The following is an 18,332-nucleotide window of genomic DNA, read 5'->3' on the forward strand; positions in this document are numbered from 1 at the left end:
CATTGTGGACTCAGTTGGGCATTACATTAGCTACTGTGCCAAGCAACTTTAGCTGATGCCCCACTTCAATCTGCCTGCAAACGCTCCTTGTTTGCCTATTGGCAACACGTTCATTTAGAAGTAGATCGACCGCTACTTCGCCCATTTTTTGGTACGGAACAGAAACGGTCGCCAATTCTGGGTGAAACAAATCACCAAACGCCATTCCATCAAACCCAACAACACTGGTTTCTTCAGGCACATTAATACCCAACTTCTTCAATGCTTTTAAGGTTCTCAATGCCAGTAAATCGTTAGTGCAAAACCATGCCGTTGTTGCCATCTCAGCAAATAAGGTTTCGACTTGAGCATCTTGATCTTGGGTGTCATAAGGCAGCTCGACATGAGCCAACGTTGAAAGATCGCACCCCAACTCCTTTAGCGCGTCTGTAAAACCCGCATATCGAGCACGACCGCGATCGGAGGCGGAAAAGTTCATGGTAACGACGCCAAATTCTCGATGCCCTTTCTCGTAAAGAGCAAAGGCCACATCACGGCTTGCTTGATAGTTGTCTACATACACACACGCCTCATCTGAGAGACTTTGGTTGTGAAGCAGGCAATAAGGAAATTCGAACTCTCTCAGCAAGGAGAGCGCTTCATTATTTTGATGAGAGGACACCGTAAGCAGGACGCCAGCAACTCGCTGACGGAGCAAAGTAATTATGCCCTGCTTTTCAAATTCACCATTGTATTGAGTATCGATGATCAGTACTGAATAGCCGTAGAAACGTGCTTTGGACTGAATAGCGGAAGCAATTTCAGCAAAGACAGGGTTATTGATGCTCGGAATCATCAAACCGATAGTAGGGTTCGTATTCAGCGCCACACCTGAGAACGGCGTGCGCGGAGAGTACCCCGTCACCTCTATCACTTTTGCTATTCGTTCTGATGCGCTGTTCGCAACCAGCTCTGGCGCATTTAAATAGCGAGAGACGGTTGCTGGCGACACATTCGCAAGTTGCGCCACATCCTTGATGTTCATACTGCTCTATATCCATTTATGCCCATGCGTTCCCTATGGACAAAGAATAAAAGTTAAACATGACAATTACATTAAAACTTACCTCACTTAAGCGTCATTTAGCTTCACGTTATTGAATTTTAGCGGCACATTTAGAACAATTAACAAATGAAACCAATTTGTTTCATCTGATTCTGATTAAAATATTAATTAGGTGGAATTTTGACCAACATCTCATTTCGTATTCAGGAAATGCACGTAATAGGGACTTGAAACACTTGTTTTGACGCTGTGTCTTGCAGAATTGTTCAATCAGATGGCACCCAAAAGGCTCCAAAGCGATAGCCAAGAAGATATTGAATGGGAGTGGGTATTAGGCGGCTTAAATAAATCAAAGAGACCAAATAGCTTTTCGCCCCTTGAAAAACCATATGTGCGATACATTCAGTACCGCACTTTTAGCTTAAACCTCAAGGATTAATCCTTAATCCTTGAGCCTTACATACCCATTTTGGTTATTTCAGAATAAAGTGATATGAAAGGGACGGACAACGGACCTTCACCAAACCTAACCACTAGATTAGGTTCTTTCATCGCAAGTTGTTTCGTTGGATCCAATAGCACATTAGGCGTATCTGCAACATCTAAAATAACGCCTTTCACATCATAAGAAGAAACAAGCTTGGACGATATTTTATCCGCCCACGTACTAAAGAAATCCACATCTGAGTAAAACAATACTTCCAGATACCGATCTTCTTGCAAAGTGCGCTCTGTCAGCAAAAGCAGGCAGTCACTCTGTTCGCACTCAACAAGTACAAAAAAGCACGCTTCTTGAGAGTGCTCGTCAAACAAACCTGTCCACTGGCTATCTATTCGTCGTTGTATTTGATCAAGGTCGCTAACAACAGTAACCGTGGAGGGATCCTGAGAGCTTTCTGAAAGCACCTGATATTTATCGGAATGAACACTGGCACCCAGCGTCTTTATCGATACTTTCTCTGTGACTGGGCTAGGCGTAAGACAAGTAAACAGAGCTGTTTTAAACGTTTTCAATGCTCTAAATAGCCTCAAGCTCTGCGTTCTGTATTCGGGTAGAACGGTCATCGTAGACATGTTATTCACTTCCGTCTCGATACCTTGAATTTCCCGAAAAGAGCGAACCATGCCGAGAAAACCGACCCATTTATCCCCCACTTTAAGCCCTAGGCCAATGTAAGGATCCTCAAAAATTTCCGGTTTTGTCAGTGTAAATGTTCGCACATATCGTTCCCATGGAACGTAACCTAGGTTGGGCGGCATGAATAAATGTTTAAGGTCGGGTAAATCTTCTGTATACGCTTTTACCAACTCGACATTGCTCATATTTTTTCCTATTTAACCCAAATTCATTGGAACAATTGGGATCTGTTTCTTCTTACATAACCGTATTAAAGCGACTAGTGACTTGAGAGTAGAAAACGGCGAACCGCCTATCACGCCATCGTGAAATAGAGTCAATTGATGGAGGTCACGTTGCTGTTCAAAATGCGCTTGTATTTGCTTTGAATTCAATTCCCAGTCAAAGGAATCGAGCGACCAGAGCACTGTTTGGAATCCTTCCGCTTTCAATACTTCTACATATTCGGGTGCGATTTCGCCATTCGGTGGACGATAGATTTTCTTATATGGAAGGTTATGCTCACGCATGACATCATCAAATCGATGCAAAGACCGCTGAAAAGCATCTGGCGTCATATCCGTAATAATGGTGTGATCATAACCGTGCACGCACAATTCATGCTCTTCTTCTAACAAACATCTAGCGATTTCAGGGTTTTGTTGTACCTTCGTTGCCAAAACAAAAAAGCTGGCAGAAATGCTCTCGCGTTTGAACAACTTGATAATGGCGTGAGCGTATGGATTAGGTCCATCATCAATAGAAATAGATAAGCCTTTAGGCTTCGGAGTATTGAGCAATATCTCCGAGCCCAAAAGTGCTTTAATGTGCTCGAAATGATGTAGCCTAGAAATGCTTTTGCAGATCATTGTCTATCCCCATTTATGAAAGCGAACTGGCTTCAGTTGAAATAAACTTTCCATCATTCCTATACGCAGAAAGCTTCCACCAAACTAAAATAGCAATGGAAAACACCACGGCAATTCCACCAACAGCGGCATACATTAGCCCTAGCTCTCGCCCTTTTTGATCACCGAACCATGTTGGTAGAAGATCACCAGATTGGCTCAAATACGACAGTATTGGCGCAAAGACACCGTCGGCTAAGCCTCCACCAACTAATGTCGCAACCGGGAAAACCGTCATGTACATTGCACCTTGCAGTGCAAAGAATCGACCGCGAATGGATTCATTGATTCTCTGTTGCCAGAACGTGCGGTCGCATACGCTCATTAACGGTGAAATGAACATCATGACAAATACCGTAATGTACATAAGGGGTAAATGAGTGGTAATGCCCGCCAGTATGATCAAAATGCCGCTGACAATATTGATTGAGAACATCCACAAAACGAGCCGTTTAGGTGTTTTCGCCGACAAAATCACTGCCCCGACTAACGCACCTACCGCGCCTACAGACATTAATACACCAATACTTTCCACCGTGAAGCTTGCAAGTAACATCGGTGCCATAAGCCCAGTGACCAGCGATGTGATGAAATTTGCCGCCAACAAATACGTCAGCACCATAAGGAGGAACGGGGATGATTTAAGCTCGTTCACTACCGGCATCACGTTATCGCTAAAACGCCAAGACGCGGAATCACCGTCAGATTTTTTAACGGGTTCACACACTTCTTTAGGCAGCTTCACCAGTAGCAAGCTCAATACCGCCACCAGCAGGGTTAACAAGTCAATCAACATGACGCCAGCTAAACCAACGACAGACAACAAACTTGTCGCGAGTAAAGCCGAAACAACTCTCGACCCAGCATCAATAATGGTAAAGCGCGCATTGGCTTTTCCTATTAATTCGCTCCCCACCAATTTAGGAATCAGAACCGTGAATGTCGTTCTTTGCAATAGGCTCGGCACAGAGCTAAACACCGCCATGATGTAGATGTGCCACATTTCTAGAACATCGAAATACGCTAAAAGCAGCATAACAACGGTAAAGACGCCCGCCAGTAAATCGGACACTATCGCCAGTTTTTTCAGGTTAAAACGGTCGACAATACCGCCTATCCATGGGGAAAGAATGGCACTCGGCAAGAAAAACCATACAAGCCCTAAAGCAAATGCTGTGGTCGACTGACCATTTTGTGCCATCCAAACCAACAAGGCGAAACTGGTCGTTGCAGTGCCTAATTGGCTGACCAGTTGCCCAAACCAAATGATATGGAAAGCTTTACCTAATTTTTTGTTCAAGACAGCTTCCATCAGTTAGACCGCTTCCGCTTCTCTCAATGTCATTTTGAATATGGCTTCCCATCCATGCTCCGAAAGTAAACTCACGTCTGGCTGTTTATACTTATTTACGATGTATTTGATGTTCTCCATTGAAGAGGCTTTATTACTTTCACCACACCGGTAATGGGGTTTGTGTATCGCGTGTAACGACTTCAACACCGTAAACTGGCAACCATGTTCAAATAACCGAATAGCCATATCGACGTCTTCGCCACCCCAGCTTCTAAAGGCTTCATCGCAGCCTCCAATTTGCTTTAACGTCTGGGTGGAACAAGACACATGCCCTCCCCAGCACATCACCCAAGGGGCGCGTGTTTTCGACAAATCGAAATCGATATCTTGGCAAGTTTCATATCGGCAATCATACAAGTTCTTGCGTTGAGACAGCTCGCTAAACAACTCGGTACGATCAAGTGTATTGATAAGCTGAGTAAGTTCTTTGGCGTTCTCGGTTGAATACTCTTCCACGCCATACGACAGCCCAATCAATACTGAATCGGGTTGGTCTTTATGCGCCATTAAGTGTTTTTCTACCAAATCCTCAGTGGCGATCATTCCGCAGTCAAAAAACAAAACCAGAGGGTATTTGGCATGTTCGAGCCCAAGGTTTCTTGCCGCAGCTAATCGAAATCCATCGTCTTCTTGGTAGTAATAATGAATATCTAAAAGCGAAGAAAAATCTTGTACCACTTCTTTTGTGTTATCCGATGAGCCATCGTCGGCAATAATGACTTCGTATAAATCCGTGCTTACCGTTTGATCAACCAGACAATCCAGTGTTTCGCGCAGCAGGTCTTGAGCGTTATATGTCGGTATTACGATACTTAATTTTGAATGTTCCATTTCATAGTTTCCGTTAGTCGATTTTGGCAGATTGGATGGTCTCTTCTGCGGTATGACCCGACAGCAAAGTGGAGACAACTTCATTGATGTAGCGATGGAATGTGGTGTTCATTTTCTCAACATATTCACGCGTAAACTGGGTTGGGGAGTATCCCCAATGCATATGTAGACGATCACCAACAGGGTAGGTTTTGATGAGTGGCGGCGTGTCTTTGTACATCACATCATCAAGGTAACCTTGGGATTCTTGTGCTAGCTTCATTAGCTTTCTGAATTCGGGCTCATCGCCTTTGATGGAGTTGCTTGGTATGTAGCCAAATTCAAAATGAAAACGAGGGATCTCAGCCATCGTTTGACGAACTTCCTGATCCTCACACATGTATTTTAAAGCGCTAAATGACAGCCCAACATCGTTCAATTTTTCGAGTGTCTCAGCCACATTTTTGACTGCATCTTGAAGGGTTTGAGCCTCCGTTAGATCGAACATCAAATTGTAATAGTTTGGCAACCAAGCCAATGTTCTGGTCAAATCCAAATGGCGAGCACCTGAAATAGAGCGCCCATTATTCATAAAGACCAAAAAGACAGCGTCGCTGCCACTGAACGCACCATAGGTTTTCACCATGGCTGTAATTAGAATGACATCGTGAGCGTACCCAGAAAGCGTGCTTGCCGTATTGAGATTGGTTGTTTCTTCCACGCTTAGTTGGCTCAATAGTAATTCCGGTGCCAGAACCTCGGGAACCTCTTCTGGCAACGATAAATTAGGGTCTTCCGACAGAGGCAGACACTTTTCCCAAGACAAATTTTTCCAATATGGGAAATAGTCTTTTGCTTTACCCTGAGCATACTCATATTGCCACCGACTCCATTCCGCCACTGACAGCGTTTTTTCAGGCAATGTAATGGGCTTTCCTTGTCTGGCTGACTCATACCCTTGATAGAGGTCGTCCATAAAGAACATGTAACAGTAAGGGTCTATCAATAATCTATGCATAACGAGCAGCAGTCGTTGTCCTCGTTCTCGCCCAAGATCAAACAGTACGGCTTTAAAAAGGCATTCTTCAACATGCAGAGACACTTGGTAGCCTTGGCAGGTTTCTGCTAATGCTTGTGGTAATGCATCCTCGTCGACATCCGAAAGATCTTCCGTAAACCACCAAGGGGCTAAATTGGAAAATGGCTGAACTTTTTGCTGACGCTCTCCCGATTCATCTGAAATCAATACCCTTCTCATGCCATCATGATGTTTTAGAATTTGAGCAATAGATTGATTCAAATACTCGCCTTCAATCGATACTTCAAAATCAATAAGGGCCGACGAGTTACAGTGGTTAACGTTGTACCGATTGAGTAACCAATGATGGTTGGCAAGCAACGGAAAGGTTTCTTCCACTTCTTGAGTGTCTTCCACCACTATTGAGCTATGCGGTTTGATAATCGAAGCCAGCGCTGAAGGAGTGGCATTTTGATAAATTTGCTCCGCAGTCACAACCCAATTTTGGCGTTTAAGATAAGACGCCAAACTCAGTACTGAAAGGGAATGCCCGCCGAGCATAAAGAAGTCATCAAAGATACTGATGTCTTCCACTTGAAGCACTTTTGAAAAGGCTTCTATAACCACGCTTTCTTGTGGAGTACGGGGTAACCCAATGTCTGTTCTTAGCTTTCTAGACTTCGCTCTCTCTTGCAAAAACGATTTATCGACTTTGCCGTTCTGAGTTAAAGGTAACGTGTCTACGACTTCAACCGTAGGCACCATGTAGCTAGGGAACCAAGCAGTCAGTTGCGATAGCAGATCCCGGGATAAATCCGTGTGATTTTGTTCATCATTTTTTGCTGTTACAAAAGCGAACAACCGTTGCTGCCCCCCTTCTCCAACTATTGCAATCGCGACACTTGCCACTAAACCAGAGGCGGTTATTCTGTGCGTCAACTCCCCAAATTCAATTCGATACCCATGCAATTGAACTTGGTCGTCAGCGCGTCGTACAAACTCCAATTCGCCTTCAAAGTTCATGCGTACTAAGTCACCAGTTCGATACAGCCTATCTGACCTTAATTGCTCAAAAGGATTGGCAATGAACTTGTTTTTTGTCTGTTCTGGCTGATTCAAATACCCGCGCGATACACCATTTCCTCCTAGGAATAGCTCACCGAGAACGCCAAATGGCGCTAATTGATTCCCTTTAACCACGCACAATTCGACGCCTTTTACTGGCGTGCCAATCGGAGGGCTTTGCGTTTCGGTGCCTTGGACTAAATAACGCGTTGCAACAACCGAGTTTTCACTTGGTCCATAAGCGTTCACCACCTGTACATTGTCTGAGAAAGGGAACGATACAGAGTGCAGTGCTTCACCTGCCGTGATGATGTAACAAAGGTCAGGCATATCACAATAGTCAGACTCCGAAGCAATGGCTTCCATCAATGCAGTAGGAATGAAACTGTGCGAAATACTAAGCTCACGCATCTTTTGTAATAAAGCATTTGGGCAACGCTTGGCGTCTTCGTCAATAATGGCAACACACGCACCAGACAATAAGAAAGCCCATACTTCCCCAACCGACGCATCAAACGCAACTGAAGCCATTTGAGTTGTCACCGACTGCTCGGAAATATCAAAGTCCAACATTTGCCATTGGCTAACTTGCAATAACCCAATGTCTTTCACTAACACGCCTTTTGGCATGCCAGTGGAGCCAGAGGTGTAAATCACATAGGCAAGGGATTCGAGCGACCTATCCTCTACTGGCAATATTACCGACTCATCAGAGACCAACTGCTCCCAAAAATTGGGATTGAGCAAAACCGCATCACCAGAAAATGCCAAGTGTATAGGCTCATTAGATATCACTATCGACGCCTCACAATCCGATAATATGAATTCAAGTCGCGAAGTCGGGCATTTGGAATCGATCGGTAAAAACGCGGCTCCAGCTTTTAGAATCGCTAACTCGGATACAAATACGTCCATACCACGGGGAAGGAAAACAGGAATAATGGATTCTGGTTTGGCGCCAAGTCGCTTTAAATGACTGGCTAGTAAATCGGTTTTTTCGTCGAGTTCTCTGTAGGTCAGCGTATTCCCGTTTTCTTGCAGCGCAACTCGGCTAGGAAAACGTGAAACGACCTCTTTCCACACCTCAAGAACCGGTTTGTGTTCATTTGGATCTTGCCAGTGGCTTAATACTGACGGCTTAAGATCTGTCCCTCTAAACCAATCAAAACACTCTACTGGGGTGCTTAACTGATGAACGAATGATTGAGCAAGTAACGAGTAACGCTCCATAAACTCGGCGATAAAGCGGGGATCAAACTTGTTGCTGTCGTACTCGAAATTCACGGTCATATCAGCGCCACTGTCTTTCACACTGACCGTGAGATCAAACTTCCTCTTTTGCTCACAAGGATCCATTAATTTCATTGGAATATCAGCAATGTAAACATTACTTGGACCAACTGAGTCCAGCAAAAACATGATTTGAAATAGTGGATTTTGAGAAGCATTTCTAACGGGGTTAATCTCATCAACGATGTAATCGAATGGCACGTCTTGATGGTCTTGCGCATTCCTCACCACTTGAATGGCTTTCAGTAATGTTTTCTCCACTGAGTCTGTCGGCGAGACTTGTAATCGCAAAACTAAGGTGTTGACACAAAATCCAACCAGATCCATTAATTCAGGGCGATTACGCCCTGCAACAGCTGTCCCCATCAACACATCATTTGATTCACTGCTTGTACTTGTAGCAATAGCAAACAATCCGTACATCAACTCGAACAAGCTGCAATTTAATCGGGCAGCCGTCATCCTTAAAGAGTGACTCAACTCAGCACTAAAAGGGGCAGTAGCGACACTCGCAACCTTTTTGTTATTGGCATGAATTGGAGGATTGCTCTGCTCTGTACGATCAAGATCTTGTTGGCGAAAAACCTGTTCTGTACGAAAAAGATTAACGGGAAGCGAATGTGTTGCTGGCGCGTCTTTTAATGTCTCTTTCCAGAAAGACAGTTGGCTGCCATAGGCGCCAGACTGGTATAACGCTTTTTGCCACGATGCGTAATCGAAGTAATCAGGTTTGTTTGTTTTGTTGGTAACCTGGATATTTCCTGACTCGTATCTCTCGATAATCTCATTGATTAATATCTCCATAGACCAACCATCTGCTGCGATGTGGTGGATATTAATAACCAATACACTGACGCTATTTGGCAACTTTAGGTATGCCGCTCTAACCATGCAGTCTTGGCTCAGATCAAACGGAGTGCAGGCATCCGACAAACGGTATTCATACACCGCCTTTTCGGCTTGGTGCTCTGGCATATCAGAAAGATCAACAACCTTCAGTCCAAACGCAGAAGGCTTTGATAAGAATTGCGTTTCTTCATGCTCTGAATAGACGGTTTTGAGCATCGGATGGCTATGGATAAGCGCTTCAAATGTGGCTTCGAGCTTTTGCTCATCTAAACGACCAGAAACTTGGTATGCACACGGCATATTGTAGTGTTCGTTGCTGCCTTCAATTTTGTCGATCGTCCACAAACGTTTTTGGGAAAACGACAACGGGAACGTTTCTGGTTCAATTTTTCTCGGTAAGATCGGTTTTTTTAACAAATCTTGGTGCTGGAACCAACTGAGAATTTCCGCCTTATTCTCTTTTATTTGGTGTCCAATTTCGGTGGTTATCAACCCGCTTGCTGCTCGGCTTTTTAATTTGCCTTCTTCCACATACAGGTGGATATGTTTGTCTTTGAGTTGATTAATTAACTGGGTAATGTTCACGTTTACCACTCCATCTCTTCCGTTGAGTCGTCTTTTGTTTGGCTACTGTAGTTAGCCTCTTCAATGGCTACAGCCATTTGAACAATCGTGTTGTTTTCATAGGCAAAGGATGTCGACATCGACATTCCATACCTCACTTCAATTTCATTTATTAACTTGATCAAAAGCAGGGAATGCCCACCCACGCTGAAGAAACTTTCGTCCGTACTGATCTGTTCAGGGGGCAGAGATAAAAGCTCTGCCCATAGAGACAAAAGACTGGTTTCTATTTCGTTGGTCGGTAATTGAATAGCAGTGGCTTTAACTCCCATGTCTGGACTGGGGAGCTGGCTTTTATCGAGCTTGCCCGATGCCGTAAAAGGTAGATATTCCAGTGCAATGACATGGTTAGGTCGCATATAGGACGGCAATTCATTTTCTGTTACGGACTTTATCTCGTCGAACGAAGCAGCATTAAGATCCTGTCTGCCAGATAACACAATGTAAGCCACCAACTGTTGAGCCCCATGGTGCGCTTCGTAGGTCACAGCACAAGCTCGTACTGATTCGACTCGACTGATTGCGGATTCTATTTCGGTAAGTTCAACGCGCTGCCCACGAATTTTGACTTGATGATCATCACGGCCGTGGAATTCGATGGTTCCATCACCCAAAACACGCACTAAATCTCCGCTTCGGTAGTAGGTAAAGCCGTCTTCCCATTCGAAAAACCGTTGGTTAGTCAGTTCTGGTCGGTTTAAGTAGCCTTTTGCTAAACCCACTCCAGATATACAAAGCTCACCTATCGCTCCGGGAATAACAGGTTGATCATAATCGTCCAACACACGGGCTTGCATGTTTGGCACGATGTTTCCGATGCTATAAATCGACGTGTTTGGGTCATATTCTTGAGTGAAACAGCAAATACTGCATTCTGTTGGTCCATAAGCCACAAAATAGCGGCAGAACGGCAGCCAACGTTCAATTAGGGCTTTCGACGTCACTTCTCCCCCAACAATTAAAGACTCCAAAGCCATGTCTTTATGAGGCTCTATAACATCTAACGCTGTTGGTACAATCGATAAGTGCGTGATTTTATGTGTTATCAGCGTTTGGCTTAGTGGCTTGCCCGGTACTAGCGCATCTTTGCCAATGATATGCAGCGACGCACCAGAGCATAACGCCTGCCAAACCTCAGAAATCGAGACATCGAACCCTAAAGGAACATTTTGCAATACCCGAGCGTCGTCATGAAGGTGATACTCCGAAACCAGTGAGCGGATGGTATTGGCTAAACCACCATGCCCAACCAATACACCTTTCGGTTTCCCTGTCGAGCCGGAGGTATAGATTGCGTAGGCAGAAGTTTCTGCGCTTAACGTATTCGGCGTAAAGTCCAACACTTTCATGGCAGAAAGTTGAGGCAAACTGATGAATTTTGCCTTAACGCCTTTCGCAGCTATGTTATTGACTGAAAATTGGATCTGCCACTGAGCACGGCTTTCTTCAATAATTACGGCTTGCCGCTCCGCAGGGGTAGACTCTTCTACTGGCAGATATACCGCCCCAATTTTGAACAGAGCCAACTGGGTGATCACCGTAAGCGGGTCTCGCTGAACATGAACAACCACCATGTCACCCGCTTTCATACCGTCCGAACTAAGTACACTTGCCAAGGTATCGGAAAGCTCATTCAACCGAATGTAACTTATTGAAAATAATTGATTATCGATTTCATAACTCAAAGCAACGGCTTGCCCTCTCAACCTGACTTGCTCTTTAAAGTCACACAAAACCGTATGGCTCGGCGCCTTAGAAACGTTCAATTCTGGTGCATTGAGGCGCTTTGATTGTGGGTGCTGTCCAATTAAGTTTCCTTCCACCAAAGGGAGATCATGAAGTGGAATGGTTTCCTGCTTCTGGCTGACCATTAACGCCATCATTTCCAACATAGCCACCCAACTCTGCGCTAGACGTGCCATGCTCGATTGGGTAAACAACGCTTTTTGGTAGGTAAAATGGCCGTGGCACTGCTGCTCGTCTTCAACGAGGTTAACGATAAGATCCAACACACTGTGTTGCTCTGCCATCGCCTCTGTCATCAGTTCAAAAGGCGACTCTTTTGAAGCATGGTTTACAGAATTCATGCTGAACAACACTTGAAAGATAGGGCTATAAGATCGGCTTCTAACGGGGTTACATACTTCCACCACCTTATCGAAAGGCACACTTTGATACTGCTGTACCAGCGAAGCATTGCTTCGTATTTGCGCCCAAAAATCGTTTAATGTTTGTTCGCGATTGCAGTCTGTACGAACGGCAATCGTGTTTGCAAAAAAGCCAATGACATCATTTAAGGCTTCGGATTCTCGATTCGCAACAGGAATACCTAACACCACATCCGTAACGCCCGCGTACATTGATAGCGTGAGCGACAACGTTCCGTGGATAAGCATATGCAAAGTCAAATCGTGCATCGCCGCTGCTTCTCGCAGCTTCACAAGTAACTGAGGGTTGATCTCGATTGGCACCGATTCTGCGCTAAAACATGGGTTGTTTGGCCGAGCGAAATCCAGTGGCATGTGAAGCAAATCAGGAATGCCTTTTAAGTGCTGCTTCCAAAACCTTAGCCCTGCCTCTTCTACAGGCTGACTAATGAGCTGAACCCACTGTGCATAATCAAAGTAGTCCTTGTCTTTCGACAGGTGTTTATCTTGGGCGAGCAGTGAGATGTCTTCGAGTAATACCGATGCACTCGCACCATCAAAAATCAAATGTGAAAGCGTCAAAATCCAAATGTTATTGGCTTCCGAAGTCTCTAATACCTTTACTTTCAACCCGATTTGTTTGGTGAGATCAAACTCCGTCTCTTTTTCACTCAAGCACATGGCGTTGAGATCTTTCGGCAGAACGGTCGATACACTCTCCCAATCCAACTCTAAAGAAACAGAACTTATTGCCTTCTGGAACCACTCCCCTTTTTCTTGATAGAACTGTGTTCTTAAAGCGGGGTTCGCCATCACAAGCTGGTTAAATAGGGACTCTACTGCCTTACGATTGAGACATTGAGGATCGCGAATAACCAATTGCTGGTTATACTCTTTCAGCCCACCTTCTAGCTTCCAAACAAACCACAATTTTTCTTGCTGCGAAGCTAAAGGGATCGGCAATTGGATGTTTCGCTTAGGTATTGTCGAACCCACTAAAGCTGATGGCGACCTATCTTCCAAAAACCTAAAAAGTTTTTCGACTGAACTGTTTTGGAAAAAGTCTCGCAAAGATAAGTCTTCCTTGTATTCCCGAACAACTCGATTCACCAACCGAACAGCTTGCAAAGAATGCCCACCTAGGCTGAAAAAAGAATCAATAATGCTGAAGTTGCTCGGGCTCATTTCCAATACATCTGCCCAGATGGCTTTCATTTTAATCAGTGCTGGGGTTAGCTCGCCCTCTTCGGCTGTGCTTAAAGTTGCCTCTTTCGGATCAGGCAATTTAGCAATGTCCAATTTCCCATTGGTGGTCAGCGGAAACGACGGTACTGAAATAATCGAATGAGGCAACATATAGCTGGGTAGTTGCTCACTCAGTGAGGCATGAAGAGACGGGATGATGAGTGATTCATCTGCACCTGAATTCGTGAGCACCACATAAGCGATAAGCTGCTTGTCGTGTACAGTACGGGGCTGAGCGATAACACGAGCCTCAGACACATGGGCCAATTTCAACAGCGTAGATTCTACGCCCGACAGCTCAATACGGTAGCCGCGAATTTTGACCTGAGTATCCTGCCGCCCTATGTACTCAAGCGTGCCACGGCTAGATTGGCGAACCAAATCTCCGGTTCTGTAAAGGCGTTGCCCCGCATAGTTATGATGTTGAAAACGCGCCTGTGTTTCTTCATCACGTTGATGATACCCTTTTGCTAAACAATCCCCACCGACCCAAAGTTCACCGGTTTCTCCTTGCGAACAAGGCAGCCCCGAGGCGTTTAGAACAAACAGCGAAGCATGAGATATCGGGCTTCCAATTGGTGGGAATTCACCATCACTGCTGGTGTCTACTCTATACGTCGTGACGACATGCGTTTCGGTTGGTCCGTAGTGGTTCCACAGTTGGCAACCATCCAATTTCAAAAACATCCGACGTATCGCTGGGGTTAAAATCAACGCTTCCCCCGCAACAATGACCTCTTTTAATGAAAGTCGGCAATGCAAATCGGCATGTTGTTCCGCGAGCACAGATAGAACAGCCGGAGGACAGAATAGTCGCTCAATGTTTTTCTCAGCCAAGCACTGAGCAAACTCATTGAGTTCGTCTTTCTCGGATTGCTCAATAAGAACCAATGGGCTCAACGTTTTCCAGCTTGTCGCCAGTTCCTGAATCGATACGTCAAACCCTATTGGCGTGAATTGCAGCGTTCTCAAGCTTTCATTCATGCCATCTTCGAGGCTTTGGTGCTCAACCAAATTACGAATGGTTCGATGTGTTTGAACCACACCTTTCGGTTTACCTGTTGAACCCGATGTATAGATAAGAGAAAGAGGGTCATCATCGAAACGTTCTACTGGCTGAAGACGTTGAGTGTCACCATGGTGAATGGCGGTATCCACATTCACCTGAGAAATTGATGACGGTGCCCAATTTTTTGGGATTCCATCGGTGATAAGAAGGCGTATATCTGCGTCTTCTGCGATGATCTTCAAGCGAGCATCTGGCTGGCTTTCTTCAAATGGAACATAAACACCCCCCGCTTTGATAACGCCTAGAATCGCGATAACAAGCTCAAACGACCTTGGTATTGAAATACCTACGTGCTGGTCTTTTTCCACTCCAGCATTTTGTAACCAAGCGCCGAGTTGATTGGAGTAAAGATCAAGCTCTGCATAGCTCATACTGGCAGAGTTAAACTCCAAAGCCGTCAAATTGGGAGATTGCTTTACTGCATCAGTAAAGAGCGTAAACAGGTTTCGCGTTTGAGTGCGAGGTTGTTTTTTTGGTAGCGCTTTCCATTCTGATAAAGGTGCAAATGGCAATGCGTGTAGTTCAAAATTTTGATTTTCCGTGAAGCCTTTAAGCAGCGTGCTGACTCCATCCACCAGTTGCTGCGCCGTGTCTTCTCTAAACAGTTTGCTGTCGTACTCCAAATCCAGTGATATCTGCCCATCATTCATTTTCATGATTCTTAGGTGCAAATCGTATTTTGCCCCTTGGGTCAGATAGTGTTGCGGTACGAATACGGCCTCTTCGGTTTCGAGCTTCGTCAGCTGGTCTTCCACACTGAGCATCACTTGAAATAACGGATTGAAATACGGATTGGCCGAGTAATCTAGCTCCTCAATCACGCATTCAAATGGGTAGTTTTGATGCTTTAAGGCATCGAGATTACGCTGTTTGATTTGTTCACAATAAGCGTCCACGCGCATGCGCGGGTTGTATTCTGTTCTCAACAGAACAAGGTTTGATAAATACCCAACCACCTGTGAGAAATCCGAGTTCGTCCGCCCGCCAGTCGGGACACCTATCACTAAGTCTTCCGCTTGACTCAAACGGCCCAACAAAAGAGAAAATGCCGCATGTACGGTCATAAACAAAGTCATACCACGCGTTGAAGACCATCGCTCAATATCGCTGATCAGAGAAGCTTGCAACGAAACTGAAGCTTGGTTCCCTTCAAACGTTCGAATGGTTGGCCGAGGGTAATCCAATGGAATTTGATGTACAACCGGCAGCGAGGCTAACGTTGTTTTCCAGTATTGTCTTGACGGTTCCAGCAAACCTTTCTTAACCCATTTTCTTTGGCTAAGTGCAAATTCTTGAAAACCAAATTTGGGCTTGATAGAGGGCAATTCTGCTGTGATGTAAAGTGCGACAAGCTCTTTGTACACAAGCTCCATCGACCATCCGTCTGCAATAATATGAGGAACAGACAATAGAAGTACTGCGCTGTCCGCGCTCTGTTGTATTGCGCTCACCCTAAGAAGCGGCCCAGCTTCTAAGTCAAACATATGGGCCTGCTCTCTGTCGATAATGGTTTGTAGATCATCCGAAGTGCTGAGGAATTCGAAAGATCGGTGCAACGGCGTAGGTACAAGGTTACCCGCACTGTTGAGTGCAAAACCCGTCTGGAACACATCAAATTTAGAGACCAAAAGCGCGAGTGCCGTTTCTAGCTGGTTCACATCCAATGACCCACGCACGTCTATCGGCAGTAAAATGTTATAGCTCTGAGATTGACCCGATTGACTCAAAAACCAAAAGCTGGATTGCGCGAATGACACCCGTTCTTCGGTTGCAGTTTGACTCGATGAAATGAACGCGGGTAACTGAGCGATAGAATCTGAAGAAGCGTCAATATGGGTCGCCAAATCTTTGAGGGTTGAGTGCAGGAATATTGATTCGAGACTGATGCTTTTATCGAATTCCATTTGTATTTTATCGAGCAACTTAACCGCTAGAATGGATTCCCCGCCAACACTAAAAAACGAGCTGTCACGACCGATTCTGTCTTCGCTCACGCCAAGCAAACTCGCCCAAATTGTTCGAAGCTTCCGCTCAGTTTCTGTCACCACAACTTGTATAGGTTCGTTAGATCCAAAATGACGAGTTAGAAGCGCTTTCTTATCCACTTTGCCGTTATGATTAAAAGGAAAGTCAGATACCTCTACCAAGCTCTCTGGCACCATATAGTTTGGTAACTGCTCCTCAAGAATGGCGCGAATGTTGTTTAAATCTCGCTTCGGGGTGGTTTGCTTTATAAACGCACTTAATCCAAATGAATCATGCTTACCACCAAACACCACCACCGCTTGGCTAATCGAACTTATCGACGTCAGCGCTTGTTCAATTTCACCTAGCTCGACTCGAAACCCTCGAATTTGCACCTGGTCGTCTTTACGACCATGAAAAACAAGGTTTCCATCAGGATCTTTGCTCACCCTATCGCCTGTGCGATACATAGGTTGCCCATCTTCTGCCGTCGAAAAGCGACCCATGGTTCGCTCGTCAGCGTTGATGTAGCCAAGCGCAATACCCGCTCCTTTTACCCAAAGCTCTCCTTGTTCTCCGTCTTTACACGCATTTTGGTGGTCATCGAGAATCAGGCATTGGGTATTGAGAACCGGTTTTCCTATGGGTGGGCAGTGCCCAGACACGTACGTATCAACTTTATGAGTAGTGGCAACATGGGTTTCGGTCGGTCCGTAGTGATTCCACAATTCACACAATGAGTGTGTAGTGAGAAATTGGCACATATTGACTGACATTTGCAATGCTTCACCAGCCACAATCACTTGCTTTAGCGCAGGCATTAACTTATTGAATTCCAATGCGTGATCAGTTATCCAACCAAAAACAGCGGGGGGCAAAAAGACTCTTTCTACATTTTTCTGAATAATGATATCCGGAAGCTGAGATAGATCTTCTTTCTGCTCATCGCTCATCATTACCAATGTCGAACCCGTCGCCCAAGCGGTGGTCATTTCTTGTATGGAGACATCAAAGGTAGCAGGCGTAAATTGAAGCGTTCGGTAAGGCTGTGTTATATGGTCTTGCTGAATCTGCGAACGCACTAAATTAACCAGCGTTCTGTGAGTTTGCATTACCCCTTTGGGCGCTCCCGTAGATCCGGAGGTATACAGAAGGTAAGCCGCTGTCTTATCTGATAATTCTAGATTTAAATTATGGATACCTAAATGTGGGTCACCCATAATATTTTTTATATTTTCTGTCGAATCAAACGGAAAGGAAATCTCTCCTTCATAGTGATCGCTATATAAACACAAAGCCGCATTGCTAGAATTCAATATATAATGATTTCGAGCTTTAGGTATCCCTTGATTTATAGGAAGGTAGCAATGTCCGGACTTCAAACAACCTAATATTGAATATATCAACTCTTCGGTTCGTTCTACCATAATCGCAATGACACTGCCTTTGGGTAGTTTCATTAAATTTAGGCGATGCGCGATTTTGTTTGATCGCGCATTCAACTCAAAATACGTTGTTTTTCTTCCATTAAACTCAATAGCTACATTATCTTTTGAAGTTTTCGACTTTTCCTCTAAGAAATCATGTATTAAGACATGGTCACTGTTCTTATCAAAAGGTTCTGGTTTACTTAAAGCCTGGGTTTCCATCTACTATCCCTAGAATTTTAGGTGCAATAACCCTATGCATTTATTCCTATAAAGGAGTGACTTAAATGCACAAAGATATAGCCAAATGGTTTTAAATATTAATTTTCACCTAGCGATATTATTATCATCACACTATGACGTATTAATTCGACATTAATCTCACACTCTAATTTTGAA

The 18,332-nt window shown here is 44.7% G+C and carries 7 protein-coding genes; all 7 read right to left on the minus strand.

Annotation, left to right across the window (positions count from 1 at the left end; translation table 11 throughout):
- Positions 1-10: 10 nt before the first annotated feature.
- Positions 11-1,024, minus strand: a complete 1,014-nt coding sequence (locus VPNCDNU1_RS17760; protein ID WP_104401560.1) for a substrate-binding domain-containing protein — start codon at positions 1,022-1,024, stop codon at positions 11-13.
- Between the two features lie 477 nt (positions 1,025-1,501).
- The gene (locus VPNCDNU1_RS17765; protein WP_104401561.1) at positions 1,502-2,368 is read right to left on the minus strand and encodes a hypothetical protein; all 867 of its coding nucleotides are present in this window, start codon (positions 2,366-2,368) and stop codon (positions 1,502-1,504) included.
- A 12-nt stretch (positions 2,369-2,380) separates the two neighbouring features.
- Positions 2,381-3,031 carry a polysaccharide deacetylase family protein gene (locus VPNCDNU1_RS17770; RefSeq protein ID WP_104401562.1) on the minus strand — a complete coding sequence of 217 codons (651 nt, stop codon included), beginning with the start codon at positions 3,029-3,031 and terminating at the stop codon, positions 2,381-2,383.
- A gap of 13 nt (positions 3,032-3,044) precedes the next feature.
- Positions 3,045-4,370, minus strand: a complete 1,326-nt coding sequence (locus VPNCDNU1_RS17775; RefSeq protein ID WP_167404820.1) for an MFS transporter — start codon at positions 4,368-4,370, stop codon at positions 3,045-3,047.
- Between the two features lie 15 nt (positions 4,371-4,385).
- Positions 4,386-5,255 (minus strand): glycosyltransferase, encoded by an 870-nt coding sequence (locus VPNCDNU1_RS17780; protein WP_167404821.1) that lies wholly within the window; start codon positions 5,253-5,255, stop codon positions 4,386-4,388.
- Positions 5,256-5,268: 13 nt separating this feature from the next.
- The gene (locus VPNCDNU1_RS17785; RefSeq protein WP_167404822.1) at positions 5,269-10,041 is read right to left on the minus strand and encodes a non-ribosomal peptide synthetase; all 4,773 of its coding nucleotides are present in this window, start codon (positions 10,039-10,041) and stop codon (positions 5,269-5,271) included.
- Positions 10,042-10,043: 2 nt separating this feature from the next.
- Positions 10,044-18,155, minus strand: coding sequence for a non-ribosomal peptide synthetase (locus VPNCDNU1_RS17790; RefSeq protein WP_104401566.1), 8,112 nt, complete (start codon positions 18,153-18,155; stop codon positions 10,044-10,046).
- Between the last annotated feature and the right edge of the window lie 177 nt (positions 18,156-18,332).

The sequence above is a fragment of the Vibrio penaeicida genome (genome assembly GCF_002933855.1).
GTDB lineage: Bacteria > Pseudomonadota > Gammaproteobacteria > Enterobacterales > Vibrionaceae > Vibrio > Vibrio penaeicida_A.